The following is a 14,918-nucleotide window of genomic DNA, read 5'->3' on the forward strand; positions in this document are numbered from 1 at the left end:
AGTTCAGGAAAGATCGACGGTCAGCACCGGCACCGACGCGTCGGCCACGACCTTCTCGGCGGTGCTCCCGAGGATGTTCTGGGTGTAGTCCTGGCCCTGCGTGCCCATCGTCACGACGTCGATGCCCTCCTCGTCCGCGTAGGCGACGATCTCCTCGGCCGGCGTCCCCCGTCGGATGGCGGTGACCGCCTCCAACCCCGCGGCTTCGAGTCGCTCGGCGACCGACTCGACCGCCTCGGTACCCTCCGCACGCAGGTCCTCCAGCACGTCCGCTTTCATCCCGTCGTCGAGCGTCAGGAACGCCCGGTCGTCCACGACGTAGAGGACGTGAACGGTCGCGCCCTCGGCCGGGGCGGTGTCGATCGCACGGTCGACGACGGCGTCGAACCCCTCTCCGCCGTCGGTCGGGACCAGCATGTCGTCGTACATACCCGGAAATTTTCGCCCGGGCGACACACGCCTTTCGGTCTCGCGCCGCCGCGCCACGGACAGTTTCAGGACGAGAAACTCCGCCCCGGCTTATACCACCCCCGAAGCGGTGGTTCCGGTATGGGATTCGAAATCAACGGTCCGTCCAGCCCGCTCGGAATTGCCCTCTTGGTGCTGGGCGGCCTCGCGCTGGTCGGATACGGCGGGTACAGCTACGTCGAGCAGTCCTCGGCGCTCGACGCGGCGGTCGAGGTGAACGCGACGGTCACGTCGACCGGCGTCGAGGAGGTCGACAAGCGCCGCGGTGTGGCTTACAAACCCCAGGCGACGTTCGAGTACACCTACGAGGGGCAATCCCACACGGCCTCGAACGTCTACCCGGGTCCGCTCAGCCGGGATTTCGGAACCGAGGACGCCGCACGGGAACAGCTCGAAGGGTACGAACAGGAGGACGATGTGACGGCCTACGTGGCACCGGACGCGCCCGGCGAGGCCTTCCTCCTGCGCGAGCGCAGTAACAAGCCCTTCCTCGTTATCGGCATCGGCCTCCTGCTGACCCTGGGGGGGCTGTACTCGGGCCGGAACCGCTGAGAAGCGGGTCAGAGGAGGGTACGTCTCTATATGACCGTCCCGTGTTTCTTGCTCGGGCGATCCTTCTCGACGTCCTCGTAGAAGGCAAAGCGGGCGGCCAGTTCCGTCCGGAGGTCGCTGGGCGGGATTATCTCGTCGATGACCACCTCGCTGGCCATCCGGTGGACGTCGATGTCCTCGCGGAACTGCTCGCGGAGTTCCCGCTCGCGTTCGGCCCGCTCCTCGTCGTCCTCGATAGCCGCCAGCCGGTTCGCGTAGACCGCGTTGATCGCCGCCTCGGGCCCCATGATCCCGATCTCCCCCGACGGGAGCGCGATGGTGGATTCGGGATCGTAGGCGGGGCCGGACATGGCGTAGATCCCCGCCCCGTAGGCCTTCCGGACGACGACGCACTGCTTGGGCACCGTGGCCGCCGAGGTGGCGTAGATCATTCTTTTGCCCTGTTCGAGGATGCCGTCCTTCTCGACGTCCGACCCGGCCATGAACCCCGGCGTGTCACAGAGGTACATGAGGGGGACGTCGTAGGCGTCGCAGGTCCAGACGAACTGGGCGGCCTTCTCGGCGGCGTCGGGGAAGATGGCCCCGGCGCGGCGGGCTGGCTGGTTGGCGACGATGCCGACCGGCCGACCGTCGACCCGGGCGAAGCCGGTCAGGATCTCCGCGCCGTACTGGGGCCGCAACTCGAAGAACGAGTCGGCGTCGACGACCCGCTCGATGACCCGGGTCATGTCGTAGCCCTTGTTCGGTTCCGCGGGAACGACCGAGTCGATTCCAGTCGGGGATTTCGCCGGCTCGGTCCCGGCCGTTTTCGGCGGTTTCTCGTCGCTGTTGTCCGGGAGGTAGGTGAGCAGTTGCGCGACCAGTTCGCGGGCGTGGGCCTCGTCCTCGGCGATCAGGTCCGCGCTGCCGGTGTGGCGGGCGTGCATCTCCGCGCCGCCCAGGTCCTGCAGGTCGATCTGTTCGCCGGTGACCATCTCGACCATCCGCGGGCTGGCGATGGCCATCGCGCTCACGTCCCGGACCATCACGGTGAAATCTGCGAAGATGGGGGTGTAGGCCGCGCCGGCGATGCAGGGGCCGTAGAGGACGCAGATCTGCGGCACGCGGCCCGAGAGCCGCGAGTGGTTGTAGTAGTATTTGCCGATCCCCTCGCGGTTGGCGAAGAAGCCCGACTGCTGGTCGATCCGGCCCCCCGAGGAGTCCATCAGGTAGAGGACGGGCTTGCCGGTCTTCAGCGCGCGCTGTTGCATCCGGAGGAACTTCTCGACGCCTTTCTCGGCCATGCTTCCGGCTTTCACGGTGAAATCGTTGGCCATGAAGTGGAGGTCCCGGTCCTCGAACTCCGCGGCGCCGGTCAGCAGGCCGTCGGCGGGGAGGCGGTCGCCGTCTTCTTTGCCGTGGAATGCATCGAAGTTCGCGAACTTCCCGTCCTCGAAGGCCACCCCGTCATCCCCGAACCAGAGATCGAGCCGGTCGCGGACGAACAGCTTCCCCTGCTCCTCGAGGCGGTCGCGGTACTTCTCGGGGCCGCCCGCTTCGATGTCTTCGATCTCCTCGCGCAGGCGACGCTCCCGGTCGGTCGGCCCGAGATCTTCGGCATCTCCGGGCTCGCCGCCGTCCGAACCGTCGCTCGCGGAGTGGGTGAGCGCGGGTTCGGAGGCGTCGCCGACGTAGAGTTCGACCGTGTCCTCGACGTGCTGGGCGAGCGCCTCGGCGATGGCAGCGATCTCGTCGTCGTCGGCGCCCCCCGGGATGCGGACCTTCATTGGCCACGACTGTGTCCAGCGGCGTGAAACCGTTTTCCCCCGTCACGTGACGCGACCGCAGCCCGATAGCGGCGCGGCTGCCGCCACCGGTACCGTCACAACGCCGGCGCGAGACACGGAGATATGACCGAGGACGCGGACGACTCCGAACGGGACCGACGACTCGTCGCGGGCTGGCAGGGCCGTTTCTTCGAGGACTTCAGCGTCGGCGACGTCTACAAACACCCCTACGGCCGGACGGTGACCGAGACCGACAACGTCTGGTTCACCAACCTGACGATGAACGCCAACCCGATGCACTTCAACGAGGCCTACGCTGCCGAGACGGAGTTCGGCGAGCGCCTCGTCGACGGCACCTTCGTCATCGCCCTCGTCGTCGGGATGAGCGTGATCGACGTCTCCGCGAACGCGACGGCGAATCTCGGCTACGACGACGTGCGCCACCACGCCCCGGTGTTCCACGGCGATACCCTGTTCGCCGAGAGCGAAGTGCTCGACAAACGGGAGTCCGAATCGAGGGAGCACGTCGGCCTCGTGACCACGGAACTCCGGGCGTTCAACCAGGACGACGAACTGGTGCTCTCCCTGGAGCGGACGCCGATGGTACTCAAACGCGAGTTCGCCGAGCCCTCCGCGGCGGCGCCGACGGGGTGGCCAGATGGCATCGGCACCCAGCCGGAGGACCTGCAGTGACCCCGCCGTCACGGATCGAGGGCGACCTCCCGGTCGTCGACGCCGCGACGGCCGCTGCCGGGATCGACGCCGACGCGACCGTCCTGACCAGCGGGTTCGGCAGCGTCGGCTACCCCAAGGCGGTCCCCCTTGCGCTGGCCGAATCCGACCGGGACCTCTCGCTGACGGTCGTCAGCGGGGGGAGCGTCGGGAAGGAGATCGACGTGGCGCTCGTCGAGGCCGACGCCATCGAGCGACGGTTCCCCTACCAGGCCAGACCGCCGGCCCGCGAGGCCGTCAACGACGAGTCGATCGCCTTCGCCGACCGGCACATCGCGACGCTGGCCGACGAGGTTGCCTTCGGCGGGCTCGCCGACCCCGACGTGGCCGTGGTCGAGGCGGTCGCCGTCGGCGCGGACTGGCTGGTCCCCTCGACCTCGCTCGGGCACACCGCGGCGTGGGTCGAGCAGGCCGACGAGTTGATCGTCGAAGTCAATCGCGCGCAGCCGCGGGACCTCGCCGCGTTCCACGACGTGTATCGGCCCGAAAATCCGCCGGACCGCGACCCCGTACCGCTCTCGGAGCCGGGCGAGCGCATCGGCGAGTCGCGGATCCGGTTCGACCCCGAAGACCTGACCGCCGTCGTCGAGACCGAGCGCCGCGACGAGCCCTACGAGTTCCGCGATCCGACCGACGCCGACGGGGCGATCGCGGCTCACCTCCGGGAGTTCCTCGAGGCGGAAGTCGAGCGGTCGCCCATCTGTACCGACTCGGTGCGCCTCCAGTTCGGCGTCGGTAGCCTCGGCAACGCCCTGATGGGTGCGCTGGGGGACGCGGACTTCGGCGACCGCGACCTCGTGTACTTCGGGGAGGTGATCCAGGACGGCCTGCTCGACCTGCTCGACGACGGACGCCTGCGGTCGGCCAGCGCAACCTCGCTGGCCCTCTCGGAAGCAGGGCAGGACCGCCTGTTCGCCGACGCCGACCGCTACGCCGAGGACGTGGTACTCAGACCCGCCGACGTCTCGAACCGGGCCGCCCTGATCGACCGGATGGGAGTGATCGCGGTCAACAGCGCCCTCGAAGTCGACGTGTACGGGCACGTCAACTCCACGCACGTCGACGGGTCGCGGGTGCTCAACGGGATCGGTGGGAGCGCCGACTACACGCGCAACGCCGCGCTGTCGGTGATCGCGCTCCCGTCGACGGCCGCCGGCGGCGACCTCTCACGGGTCGTCCCGATGGTCCCCCACGTCGATCACACCGAACACGACGTCGACGCCGTCGTCACCGAACACGGCGTGGCCGACCTCCGGGGAACCAGCCCGCGGGAACGCGCCCGCCTGCTGATCGAAAACTGCGCCGACCCGGACTACCGCGAGCGACTGGAGGCGTACCTCGACCGCGCGCTCGACGGTGGTGGCCACGAACCGCACGACCTCGATGCGGCCTTCGACTGGACGGGGTGAGAAAAGCAGCGACGGACGCTACGCGAGCGCGGCTTCGAGCCGCTCGATCAGTTCCGTATTGCCGACGTGGACGGGGACGCGCTGGTGGAGTTCGTCGGGTTCGACCTCCAGCAGCGACTGCTCGCCGTCCGACGACCGCCCGCCTGCGCACTCGACGATGTGGGCGATCGGGTTGCCCTCGAACTGCAGGCGGAGTTTGCCGTTCTCGGCCGAGGTAAGTGAGGGATAGGCGAAGATGCCGCCGTACTCGATGACCTGGCTGACGTCGCCGATCATCGCGCCGCCGTAGCGAAGTTTCAGTTCGTCTTCGATTTCGCGGACGAACGCCTCGAAGTCCTCGTGCCAGTCCGGGACGCGGCCACCGAAGCCGTAGACGACCGGATCATCCGGAATGGTCACGTCCTCGTCGACGACGCGCCGCTCGACGCCGTCGTCGGTCTCCTCGACGACGGACTCGGTCACGGTGCCCTCGCGGGCCAGTACGAACGTCGTGATCGGGCCGTAGAGGACGTAGCCCGAGGCGACGAGCGCCGACCCGGGCGCGGGGATCGGCTCGTCGTACACCGCGACGATGGTCCCCATGACGTTGTTGGACTTCAGGTTCGAGGAGCCGTCGAGCGGGTCGCAGGCGACGTGGAAGTCCCCCTGGCCGCTCTCGACGACGTCCTCGCGCTCCTCGCTGGCGTAGCTGGCTACGCCGTCGATGGCGAGCAGGCGCTCTTCGAGTAACTGGTCGGCGTGGAGGTCGGCCGCCAGCATCTGCTCACCCGAGGGGTTCTCGTCGGTCTCGTACTCGCGTCTACCGGTCAGGCCGGCCCGGACCTCCGGGGCGGTCTCGGCGACGGCGTCGACGATCCGCGAGACTGCGTCGCGCATCTATTCGGCTTCGGGGGCCGCGCCCTCCGCGGCCGCGAGGGCGGCCTCGACGGAGGACTCCTCGAAGATCACCTGCTCCAGGGCGTCGAGGATGCGCTCGGGGTTCTCGCGCTGGAAGACGTTCCGGCCGACCGCCAGTCCCGCGCCGCCGGCGTCGATGACGCTCTTGACGTTCGAGAGGAACTCCTCGTCCGAGCGCTTCGAGCCGCCGGACATGACGACTTTCGTCTTGCCGGCCATTCTGACTGCTTCTTCCATCGCGTCCTGACTGCCGGGGTACTTGACCTTCGCCACGTCCGCACCCAGTTCCAGGCCCAGGCGGGCGGAGTAGGCGATGCTCTCGGGGGTCTTGGCGTTCCGGAGGCCCTGGCCGCGCGGGTAGGACCACATGACGACGGGCATGTCGTACTCGCGGTGGGCCCGCTCCTGGGCGTCGCGGAACTCCTCGACCATCTCGATCTCGTGGTTCGAGCCACCGTAGACGGTGAAGCCGATCGAGTCGGCGCCGACCTCGTGGGCGTAGTCGACCGTCCAGTTCACGGCGGAGTTGGGCTCGCCGCGCCAGAGGTTCGACGTGCCGTTTAGTTTCGCCAGCAGGTCCACGTCGTCCTCGTAGGAGGGGTAGTACGCTTCAGCGACGCCCTTCTGGACCGCGAGGGAGGTCACCGCGTCGTGGGTCGCCACGTCGAAGACGCGCTGGGGGTCCGCGCTCTCCGGTACGTCCTCGAAGTCGACCGGGCCGTGCTCCAGGCCGTGGTCGTACGCCAGGATCAGCACCTTCCCGTCCCGGGTCAGGGGGCTGTCGTCGATAGGGATCATCTCACCTCTTTCTCCCCCACGTTCGCTAATAATTGTGTTGGAGACGCCCGCGCGGGAGTTCACTCTGCTCCGAGTGAACGACCGGGCTCGGGTCGGCGCGGGACTGGTCATCGAAGCGGCAGGTGACGCTACACTTACCCACGCCGCGGTCGGAGTGACCCCATGCGCGAATTCGACGAGATCGAGACCTGGGGCGTCGTCGGCGCGGGAACCATGGGCCACGGCATCGCACAGGCGGCGGCCACAAGCGGCTACGACGTCGTCATGCGCGACGTCGAGGACGACCTCGTCCAGCAGGGACTGGAAGGCATCGAGTCCAGCCTCTCCCGGTTCGAGGAGAAGGGCAAATTCTCCAGCGAGGAGGCCGAGGCCGCACGGAACCGCGTGACCGGCACCACCGACCTCGCGGACCTCGCGGAGTGTGATTTCGTCGTCGAGGCCATCGTCGAGAACATGGACATCAAACGGGACGTGTTCGCGGACCTGGACGACACAGTTCCGGAGGACGTGGTGCTGGCCACCAACACCAGCACCCTCTCGATCACCTCCATCGCGAGCGCGACCGAGCGCGCGGACCTGATCGTCGGTCTGCACTTCATGAACCCCGTCCCGCTGATGGAGGGCGTCGAGGTCGTCGTCGGCGAGCGGACCAGCGAGGAGACGGTCCAGCTGGCCCACGACCTGGCCGAAGACGTGGGCAAGACCACCTGGGAGTCAGACGATAAGCCCGGGTTCGTCACGAACCGCGTCCTGATGCCCTGGATCGCAGAGGGCATCCGGGCCTTCGACGAGGGCGTCGCCGACAAGGCCGACATGGACCGCGGGATGAAACTCGGCACGAACGTCCCGATGGGCCCGCTCGAACTCGCCGACCACATCGGCCTGGACATCTGTCTGGACGCGATGGAGACGCTCCACGTGGAACTCGGCGACCGCTACCAGCCCCCCTACCTCCTCAAGCGGAAGGTCGAGGCCGGCGACCTCGGCAAGAAATCGGGGAAGGGATTCTACGACTACGAGGAATAGGACGCGCCGAAACTTTTTGTTTCCGAGTACACGTACATACACGTATGGGGACGAAGACGATCTCGCTCGCCGACGACGCGTACGAGCGCCTGAAGGCGGAAAAACGAGAGGACGAGAGCTTTAGCGACGTAGTCCGGCGGCTGACCGAAGGCGTCGAACTGGCCGAGTACTACGGTGTACTCGACGGGGAGACGGGTGAAGAACTCGCGGACGTCGTCGAATCGAGGCGAACGGAGCGCTCGGCGGAACACGACGACCGGGTCCGCGACGTCGCCGAGCAGTTCGACGGATGATTCTCGATACGTCGTTTCTCGTCGACGTGTTGCGGGGGGAGGAGGGAATCGACGAACTGCTGCAAACCGTCGACCGGAGTGGGCCGGCTCAGGTCAGTTCAGTCACGATCATGGAACTCTGGGAGGGGATTCACCTCGCTGATTCGTCAGGTGAGGAAAAACAGGTCGTCAGAGAGCTCCTGGAAGGGGTACACGAACTCCCGTTCGATCGCGAGTGTGCGATGGAGGCGGGTGCTATCAGCGCGGGTCTCCGACAGTCCGGACAGCAAATCGAAACCGCCGACGTGCAGATCGGTGCGGCCGCCCGTGTTTACGACGTCCCGGTCGTTACGAACAACGCCGATCACTTCGAGCGCATCGACGGCATCGAAGTGGTTCCTTACTGACGGAGAAATTACCCCTCGTCCAGCGCCCGTTCCAGCGATTTCACGTCCGCCAGCAGGGACTCGAACTCCTCGCTCACGTCCGCGCGGTCGCCGAACTGCAGTTCTGCGCGTTCCCTGAGTTCCACGGCGTCGCGCTCCAGGTCCTCGACCTGTGCCTGCAACTCGTCACGGCGTTCCAACAACTCCGCGACCTGCGCCGCCAGTTCGTCGAGATCCGCCTCCCCCACGAGATCGTACTCGTCGTAGAGGCCGGAGCCGATGGCGCCGTGGCCGGAGCCGGTCACTTCGTAGACGGTCCCTCCGTCGACTTCCGTCTCGGTGACGAGTCCGAGCGTCGAGAGCTGCTGACACCGGTTCGCGACGCGCTCGCGGTCCAGTCCGGTCGCGTCGACGAGCGCGTCCAGCCCGGCCCCGTCGCGTTCGTCGATCGCGCGCAACGCCGTGACGGCGGCCCAGTCCAGCACGTCCGAGAGCTCCGAGATCGTCGGCATACCTCCGGGGAGTCGGCCCGGCGGGGTAAGCGTTAATATCGCCCGTCTCGCGCCACGGCGCGGGTGGCGGTCGCCTTGAACGTCGAGACGACAGCGGTTCCGGGCGCCAGAGCCAGGCGCTCTACGCTCTCCGCGGTCACGAGCGCGGTGAGGGAGACGTCCGGATCGACGGCGATCGCGACGCGTGCGAGCGTCTCCCCGCGGTCGACCGATTCGACAGTTCCGTCGAACCGGTTGCGAGCGCTCGTGCCGCCCGGTTCGGGAGCCTCGGTTGGTCGGTTCAGCGTCACCGCGTCCGCCCGGATCGTGACGGCGACGTCGGTGCAGTCGGGGGGCGTCACAGCCCGGATTCTCCCGGCAGGGGTCTCGACGGTGGCGAGTTCCCCGTCGCGTTCGACGACCGTCCCGGAGACGACCGTGCGCTCGGCCTCGGCCACGCCGGCGAACTCGGCCCGGAGGCGGTCGAACGTCGCCAGCAACTCCCGCGCCCGGTCGGTGAGTTCGCTCCCGCCCCCGCCACCACCGCCGCGACTGCGTTCGACCAGCGGGCCGAACGCCTCCTCCAGTTCGACGACGCGGCGCTGGGCGTGCGCGTAGGAGCGGTCCAGCCGATCGGCGGCGGCGTTCAGCGATCCGTGCTCGGCGATAGCCGCCAGCAACTCCCGGTCCCGGCGCCCCAGTGCGACCCCCTCGCGACCGAGTTGCACGTCGAAGTCCGGGGAGACGTCCATACTCCGTGATTACCGAGCGCTGACAAAACTGTTATGTCAAGGGCCACACAACGGCGTTATATCGACTATGGCACAACGAAGCGGAACGCCCGACGGGGCGGGGTCGACGGAGCGGACACGTCGGGGATTCCTCGCGTCGGCGGGGGCGACTGGGGCGGCCGCCCTGGCCGGGTGCATCGGCGGCGGGAGCGGCAGCAGCGACTCGCCCGGGTCGCTGCTGGCCTTCCACGCGGGCAGCCTCGCACCGCCGTTCGGCACGGTCGAGTCGCAGTTCGAATCGGAGACGGGCATCGACGTGACCAGAGAGGCGAAGGGGTCGGTCGCCTCGACCAAGAAGATCACCGAACAGGGACGGCGGGCCGACGTACTGGGGGTGTCCGACTTCCGGCTCATCCGCGACAGCGTTCTGGGTGAGTACGGCGAGTGGCTCATCGTGTTCACCACCAACGCCATGTCGATCCAGTACCGGCCGGACTCGCCCGGAGCTGACGAGATCGGCGAGGACAACTGGTGGGACGTCCTCTCCCGCGACGACGTGACCATCGGGCACAGCGATCCGGCCGTCGACCCGGGTGGCTACCGGGCCGTGATGGCACAGCAACTCGGGGCCGAGGAGTTCGAGGGGAGCCGGCTCTACGACGACGCGACCTACCGAGAGCTACGCGAGAACTCCACGGTGCCCACGGGGACGGAGACGAATCTGGAGGGGCAACTGAAAAGCGGCGAACTCGACTACGTGTTCTACTACCAGTCGATCAGTTCCTCCTCGGACCTGCCGTACGTCGACCTCCAGCCACAGGTCGACCTCTCGAAGGCGACCACGAAGTACGCCGAACACTACGCGAAGGCGGAAGTCGAGACGGGAGACGCGACGTACGTCGGCGCCCCGATCGCCTACGGGATGACGGTTCCAGGTGTCGCCCGGAATCCCGAGAACGGCGCGCGGTGGGTCGAGTACATGATCACCGAACCCGGCAAGCAGGTCCTGCGGGATCAGGGGCTTCAGCCGGTCGAGACGCCCACGGTCAACGCCGGTGGAGAGAGCAGCGTACCGGAGCGAGTGATGCGACACGCCGAGGCCAGAGAGAACCTCGGCCCGCTCCGCCTGGACGAGTGACCGAGCGGAAGGCTCAGTAGGCTCCCACCGGGACCCCCATCAAGATGGCCACACGAACGACACCGCTCCCGCTCGACGCGCTCGGCCGGGGGTCTGTCGCCATGGCGGTCGTCGCCGTCCAGGCGGTCGCGTTCGCCGCCGCCTACTCGATGGGCCGCCCCACCCTCTACGCCGGCTTCATCGTCGTGAGCGCCGCGGCCCTCGGGTTCGCGTCCCGCCGCGGACTCTTCGGCGTCGCGATGGCCACGCTCGGGAGCGTCCTGCTGGTCGCGCTCGGCCTCCCGATCCTCCTATTTGCGGCCCGGCAGTCGCCGTCGCTGATCGCCGAGAAAGCCACGGACCCGGGCGTCCACCGGGTGCTGTATCTCGGCGTCTACGCGCCGCTTTTGGCCGCCCTCGCGAGCCTCGCGTTCGGCGTGCCGCTGGCCTATCACCTCTCGCGGGGCTTCGCCGGACAACCGCTGGTCGAGAGTCTGGTCGACCTCCCGCTGGTCGTCCCGCACAGCGTCGCCGGCATCATCATCCTCTTCGGCTTCGGTCGCGGCGGCGCGTTCCCGTCGCTGTCGGTGCTGGGAACTATCCCGGGGATGGTGCTGGCGCTCACGTTCGTCAGCGCGCCCTACGCGGTCAACGCCGCTCGGGAGGCCTTCGAGTCGGTCGACGACCGCCTGGAGTACGCCGCCCGGATCCACGGTGCGAGTCCCTGGCAGGCCTTCAGACGTGTGACCGGCCCACTCGCGGTTCGGGGCATGGTAACCGGCGGCGTCCTCGCGTGGGCCCGTGCAGTCTCCGAGTTCGGGGCCGTCGCCGTCGTCGCCTACAGCGTCGAGTTCTTCTATCCGCCGGCGGGCGAGCCGGTGATCGCCCAGCACGCTCCGGTGTTCGTCTACAACACCTATCTGCAGGGCGGCCTCGACGAGGCCGGGGCCGTCGCTGCGATCTTGCTGGCCGTCTCCGCGGGCATCTTCCTCCTGGTGCGCTGGCTGACTGCCGACGCGACGACGACACAGGGGGTGGCATGACGCTCGAAGTCGACGTCGAGGCGACGTTCTCGGCCGACGGAGCCGACGCCTTCCACGTCGCCGCGGACTTCGCCGTCAGGGAGGGCGAGACAGTCGTGATCCTCGGCCCGAGCGGCAGTGGGAAAACGCTCCTGCTGGAGACGATCGCGGGCTTTCACGACCACGAGGGGACCGTCAGTCAGGGCGAGACCGCACTCTCCGACCGCCCGCCCGAGGACAGAGACTTCGGGTTCGTGTTCCAGGATTACGCGCTCTTCCCGCACGTTACCGTCCTCGACAACGTCGCCTTCGGCCAGCGATACCGGGACGTGGCGGTGGGTGCCGGAACCCTCCTCTCGGACCTCGGCGTGGCCGACCTGGCCGACCGCTATCCGCCGACCCTCTCAGGCGGCGAGGCCCAGCGCGTGGCGCTCGCGCGGGCGCTCGCGGTCGACCCCTCGGTCCTCCTGCTGGACGAACCGCTCTCGTCGCTGGACGTCCCCACCCGTCAGTCGCTCCGGGACGATCTGCAGGACCTGCTCGCCGACGTGACGTCGATCTACGTGACCCACGACCGCACGACGGCGCGGGCGCTGGCCGACCGGATCGTCGTGATGAACGACGGCGCGGTAGTCCAGACCGGCACCCCCGAGGAGGTCTTCGAGCGCCCCGCCTCGCCACTCGTGGCGCGCTTCACGGGAAGCAACTGCATCCCCCTCGCCGCGCTCGGGGATCGAGCCGACCGATTCCGGTCGGGTGAGGGAGCTTCCGGGGCGACCCACCTGACGATCCGGCCGGAGAGCGTCGTGCTCGGATCGACGGATCCGGACCTCTCCGGGACCGTCGAGCGCGTCACGCGCGAGGAGGCCAGCAACCGCGTGTCCGTCGCGGTCGACGGCCTGAACGAACCGGTCACCGTCTACAGCGACGATCCGCCGGCCCCCGGGACCGCCGTCGCGCTCGCGTTCCCCCGCGACCGCGTGTCGACCTGTCGGGCGTGACAGGCGGTCGGTCGAAGCAGTCGTCGTATTGGACGGAAGCGGACGCGAGGGACGGCAATAAAAAACACCGCCCCAAGGAGGCCGTATCACCTTCGGGCAGCGGTGAGTCGACATCGTATGGACTACGAGCGACGAGACGCCGACTTCGAGAGCAACGACACGCGGTGTGCAGCGTGGCTGTACGAACCGACGGACGTCGAAGACCCGCCGGTGATCGTGATGGCCCACGGGTTCGGCGGGGAACGCGAGGCGCGCCTCCCGGCCTTCGCCGAGCGGTTCGCCGAGGCCGGTATGGCGGCCCTCCTCTTCGACTACCGCGGGTTCGGCGACAGCGACGGCGATCCGGCGCACGTCGTCTCGGGGCGGCGCCACGTGGCGGATTACCAGGCTGCCCTCGACCACGTCCGCTCGCTGGACGCCGTGGACGGCGAGCGCGTGGGCCTGTGGGGCACCTCCTTCAGCGGCGGCCACGTGATCCGGACGGCCGCGCGCGACGGGGACGTCGACGCCGTCGTCGCGCAGGTGCCGTTCACCGACGGCCTTCGCACGGCCGTCCATCTCGTCAGGCAAGGGGGCCTCGACTACCTTCTCGGAGCCGCGACGGGCATCGCCCGCGAGGCGGTTCGTACGCTGACGCTGCGGGACCCGCACTACGTGCCCATCGTCGCCGAACCCGACGAGTTCGGCGTGCTGAACACGCCCGATTCGAAATCGGGCTACTACTCCCTGATCCCCGACGGTCGGGCCGAGGAGTTCGACAACGAGTGTGCCGCCCGCATCCTCGCGACCGTCGGGCTGTACCGCCCCGTCACCAGTGCGCCGGACGTGGACTGCCCGGTCTTCGTGGCCGAGGCGACCGAGGACAGCATCATCCCCTCGTCGACGGTCGAGGCGCTGGTCCAGCGACTCGACCGCGTCGAGTGGGAGCGGTTCCCGGCCGGTCATTTCGATCCCTACACCGGCGATCTCTTCGAGACGGTCGTCACGAGCGAGCGGGACTTCTTCGAGCGTGAGCTGGGGCGGGCGAAATCGATAAGAAAAGTAAAGGACTGACTGACCGAACGACGGGGTATGGACTTCAGTCTCTCACAGGAACAGCGCCAGATCAAGGAGATGGTCTCGGAGTTCGTGGACGAGGAGGTCGTCCCGCGGGCCGCCGAGATCGACAAGGAAGACGAGTTCCCCTGGGACCTGGTCGACGAACTCGCCGACCTCGGACTCATGGGCATGCCCTTCCCCGAGGAGTACGGCGGCGCCGGCCTCGACTACCACGCCTACCCGATGGCCCTCGAGGAGATCGCCCGGGGGTCCGGCGGCCTGGGAACCATCGTCGCCGCCCACATCTCGCTGGCCGGCAACATGATCTACGCGTTCGGGAACGAGGCCCAGAAAGAGGAGTACCTCACGCCGCTGGCCGAGGGGACGGACATCGGTGCGTTCGCGCTCTCGGAGCCCGGCGCCGGCTCGGACGTGCCCGCGATGGAGACCACCGCGGAGAAAGAGGGCGACGAGTACGTCGTCAACGGGAACAAGCTCTGGATCTCCAACGGCTCGGTCGCAGACACCGTGACGCTGTTCGCGAAGACCGACCCCGACGCGGGGAACAAGGGCATCTCCTCCTTCATCGTCCGTCCCGAGGAGGACGACGGCTTCATCGTCGAGGGCACGGAGGACAAACTCGGCGACAAGGGCTGTCCCACCGCCGAGTTGCGCTTCGACGAGATGCACATTCCGGAGGACCGGCTGCTCGAAGAGGAGGGCGCCGGCTTCGTCCACGCGCTGAAGACGCTCAACGGCGGCCGCATCACCATCGCGGCCCGTTCGATCGGGATCGCACAGGCCGCGCTCGACGAGGCGACGGACTACGCCGGCGAGCGCGAGCAGTTCGGCCAGCGCATCGGGGACTTCCAGGCCATCCAGCACAAGCTCGCGGACATGGACACCAAGACCCGCGCGGCGCGTCTGCTGATGCACGACGCCGCCGACAAGAAGATCCGCGGCGAGAACTTCATCAAGGAGGCCGCACAGGCCAAGCTCTACGCCTCCGAGGTCAGCCGCGAGGTCGCGAACGAGGGCATCCAGATCCACGGCGGCTACGGCTACACGAAGGACTTCCCGATGGAGCGGTTCTACCGCGACGCCAAGCTCAACGAGATCTACGAGGGCACCAGCGAGGTCCTCCGGAACACCATCGGCCAGCAGCTCCTCGACTGACGAACGGACCGCTTGTTTTCGACCCGTTCGGCGCGT

17 protein-coding genes are annotated in these 14,918 nt (G+C 68.1%); 11 read left to right on the forward strand and 6 right to left on the reverse strand.

The features are described from left to right. Positions 1-3 precede the first annotated feature (3 nt). Entirely contained in the window at positions 4-429 is a 426-nt protein-coding gene (locus U5918_RS02095) for a universal stress protein (RefSeq protein ID WP_335999114.1), read from the reverse strand. Positions 430-549: 120 nt separating this feature from the next. Here U5918_RS02095 and U5918_RS02100 point away from each other — a divergent pair, with 120 nt between their 5' ends. Next, a complete protein-coding gene (locus U5918_RS02100) occupies positions 550-1,020 on the forward strand; it encodes a DUF3592 domain-containing protein (protein ID WP_335999115.1) in 471 nt (156 codons plus the stop codon). Positions 1,021-1,046: 26 nt separating this feature from the next. On the opposite strand, the gene U5918_RS02105 is transcribed toward U5918_RS02100, so the two are convergent. Then, positions 1,047-2,786, reverse strand: a complete 1,740-nt coding sequence (locus U5918_RS02105; RefSeq protein WP_335999116.1) for an acyl-CoA carboxylase subunit beta — start codon at positions 2,784-2,786, stop codon at positions 1,047-1,049. 123 nt (positions 2,787-2,909) lie between these two features. Between U5918_RS02105 and U5918_RS02110 the strand changes: the two genes are divergently transcribed. Both U5918_RS02110 and U5918_RS02115 read left to right on the forward strand, forming a co-directional pair. Continuing rightward, a complete protein-coding gene (locus tag U5918_RS02110) occupies positions 2,910-3,479 on the forward strand; it encodes a MaoC family dehydratase (RefSeq protein ID WP_335999117.1) in 570 nt (189 codons plus the stop codon). Next, complete coding sequence (locus tag U5918_RS02115) at positions 3,476-4,927, forward strand: acetyl-CoA hydrolase/transferase C-terminal domain-containing protein (protein ID WP_335999118.1); 1,452 nt, start codon at positions 3,476-3,478, stop codon at positions 4,925-4,927. Before U5918_RS02110 ends, U5918_RS02115 begins: the two co-directional genes overlap by 4 nt. A gap of 18 nt (positions 4,928-4,945) precedes the next feature. Here the strand turns inward: U5918_RS02115 and U5918_RS02120 are convergent, their stop codons facing one another. Beyond that, positions 4,946-5,803 (reverse strand): class 1 fructose-bisphosphatase, encoded by an 858-nt coding sequence (locus U5918_RS02120; protein WP_335999119.1) that lies wholly within the window; start codon positions 5,801-5,803, stop codon positions 4,946-4,948. Beyond that, positions 5,804-6,622, reverse strand: a complete 819-nt coding sequence (locus U5918_RS02125; RefSeq protein WP_335999121.1) for a class I fructose-bisphosphate aldolase — start codon at positions 6,620-6,622, stop codon at positions 5,804-5,806. Positions 6,623-6,784: 162 nt separating this feature from the next. Between U5918_RS02125 and U5918_RS02130 the strand changes: the two genes are divergently transcribed. From U5918_RS02130 to U5918_RS02140, 3 genes are read left to right on the forward strand one after another with little or no spacing between them, the layout of a single operon-like run. Then, positions 6,785-7,648 (forward strand): 3-hydroxyacyl-CoA dehydrogenase family protein, encoded by an 864-nt coding sequence (locus U5918_RS02130; protein WP_335999123.1) that lies wholly within the window; start codon positions 6,785-6,787, stop codon positions 7,646-7,648. Positions 7,649-7,692: 44 nt separating this feature from the next. After that, positions 7,693-7,941, forward strand: coding sequence for an antitoxin VapB family protein (locus U5918_RS02135; protein ID WP_335999125.1), 249 nt, complete (start codon positions 7,693-7,695; stop codon positions 7,939-7,941). After that, positions 7,938-8,327 carry a PIN domain-containing protein gene (locus U5918_RS02140; protein WP_335999126.1) on the forward strand — a complete coding sequence of 130 codons (390 nt, stop codon included), beginning with the start codon at positions 7,938-7,940 and terminating at the stop codon, positions 8,325-8,327. Before U5918_RS02135 ends, U5918_RS02140 begins: the two co-directional genes overlap by 4 nt. An 8-nt stretch (positions 8,328-8,335) precedes the next feature. Here U5918_RS02140 and U5918_RS02145 read toward each other — a convergent pair whose 3' ends face one another. Next, positions 8,336-8,818, reverse strand: coding sequence for a hypothetical protein (locus tag U5918_RS02145; RefSeq protein WP_335999128.1), 483 nt, complete (start codon positions 8,816-8,818; stop codon positions 8,336-8,338). 32 nt (positions 8,819-8,850) lie between these two features. Continuing rightward, entirely contained in the window at positions 8,851-9,549 is a 699-nt protein-coding gene (locus U5918_RS02150) for a TOBE domain-containing protein (protein WP_335999129.1), read from the reverse strand. Between the two features lie 67 nt (positions 9,550-9,616). Between U5918_RS02150 and U5918_RS02155 the strand changes: the two genes are divergently transcribed. The 5 genes from U5918_RS02155 (at position 9,617) to U5918_RS02175 (ending at position 14,882) form a co-directional block, all read left to right on the forward strand. After that, on the forward strand, positions 9,617-10,666 hold the full coding sequence (locus tag U5918_RS02155) for an extracellular solute-binding protein (protein ID WP_335999130.1): 1,050 nt from the start codon (positions 9,617-9,619) through the stop codon (positions 10,664-10,666). A 44-nt stretch (positions 10,667-10,710) separates the two neighbouring features. Continuing rightward, the gene (locus tag U5918_RS02160; protein WP_335999131.1) at positions 10,711-11,688 is read left to right on the forward strand and encodes an ABC transporter permease; all 978 of its coding nucleotides are present in this window, start codon (positions 10,711-10,713) and stop codon (positions 11,686-11,688) included. Next, the gene (locus tag U5918_RS02165) at positions 11,685-12,668 is read left to right on the forward strand and encodes an ABC transporter ATP-binding protein (RefSeq protein WP_335999132.1); all 984 of its coding nucleotides are present in this window, start codon (positions 11,685-11,687) and stop codon (positions 12,666-12,668) included. Before U5918_RS02160 ends, U5918_RS02165 begins: the two co-directional genes overlap by 4 nt. 117 nt (positions 12,669-12,785) lie before the next feature. Beyond that, positions 12,786-13,721 carry an alpha/beta hydrolase gene (locus U5918_RS02170; protein ID WP_335999133.1) on the forward strand — a complete coding sequence of 312 codons (936 nt, stop codon included), beginning with the start codon at positions 12,786-12,788 and terminating at the stop codon, positions 13,719-13,721. Positions 13,722-13,739: 18 nt separating this feature from the next. After that, on the forward strand, positions 13,740-14,882 hold the full coding sequence (locus tag U5918_RS02175) for an acyl-CoA dehydrogenase (RefSeq protein ID WP_335999134.1): 1,143 nt from the start codon (positions 13,740-13,742) through the stop codon (positions 14,880-14,882). Positions 14,883-14,918: the final 36 nt, after the last annotated feature.

The organism is Halorientalis sp. LT38 (assembly GCF_037031225.1).
In the GTDB taxonomy this organism is placed as follows: Archaea; Halobacteriota; Halobacteria; order Halobacteriales; family Haloarculaceae; genus Halorientalis; species Halorientalis halophila.

Coding starts and splice junctions, on each gene's coding strand:
- U5918_RS02125 (WP_335999121.1), bottom strand. CDS start 6,622: ATGATCCCTATCGACGACAGCCCCCTGACCCGGGACGGGAAGGTGCTG.
- U5918_RS02160 (WP_335999131.1), top strand. CDS start 10,711: ATGGCCACACGAACGACACCGCTCCCGCTCGACGCGCTCGGCCGGGGG.
- U5918_RS02130 (WP_335999123.1), top strand. CDS start 6,785: ATGCGCGAATTCGACGAGATCGAGACCTGGGGCGTCGTCGGCGCGGGA.
- U5918_RS02145 (WP_335999128.1), bottom strand. CDS start 8,818: ATGCCGACGATCTCGGAGCTCTCGGACGTGCTGGACTGGGCCGCCGTC.
- U5918_RS02165 (WP_335999132.1), top strand. CDS start 11,685: ATGACGCTCGAAGTCGACGTCGAGGCGACGTTCTCGGCCGACGGAGCC.
- U5918_RS02095 (WP_335999114.1), bottom strand. CDS start 429: ATGTACGACGACATGCTGGTCCCGACCGACGGCGGAGAGGGGTTCGAC.
- U5918_RS02135 (WP_335999125.1), top strand. CDS start 7,693: ATGGGGACGAAGACGATCTCGCTCGCCGACGACGCGTACGAGCGCCTG.
- U5918_RS02140 (WP_335999126.1), top strand. CDS start 7,938: ATGATTCTCGATACGTCGTTTCTCGTCGACGTGTTGCGGGGGGAGGAG.
- U5918_RS02120 (WP_335999119.1), bottom strand. CDS start 5,803: ATGCGCGACGCAGTCTCGCGGATCGTCGACGCCGTCGCCGAGACCGCC.
- U5918_RS02155 (WP_335999130.1), top strand. CDS start 9,617: ATGGCACAACGAAGCGGAACGCCCGACGGGGCGGGGTCGACGGAGCGG.
- U5918_RS02110 (WP_335999117.1), top strand. CDS start 2,910: ATGACCGAGGACGCGGACGACTCCGAACGGGACCGACGACTCGTCGCG.
- U5918_RS02170 (WP_335999133.1), top strand. CDS start 12,786: ATGGACTACGAGCGACGAGACGCCGACTTCGAGAGCAACGACACGCGG.
- U5918_RS02175 (WP_335999134.1), top strand. CDS start 13,740: ATGGACTTCAGTCTCTCACAGGAACAGCGCCAGATCAAGGAGATGGTC.
- U5918_RS02105 (WP_335999116.1), bottom strand. CDS start 2,786: ATGAAGGTCCGCATCCCGGGGGGCGCCGACGACGACGAGATCGCTGCC.
- U5918_RS02100 (WP_335999115.1), top strand. CDS start 550: ATGGGATTCGAAATCAACGGTCCGTCCAGCCCGCTCGGAATTGCCCTC.
- U5918_RS02150 (WP_335999129.1), bottom strand. CDS start 9,549: ATGGACGTCTCCCCGGACTTCGACGTGCAACTCGGTCGCGAGGGGGTC.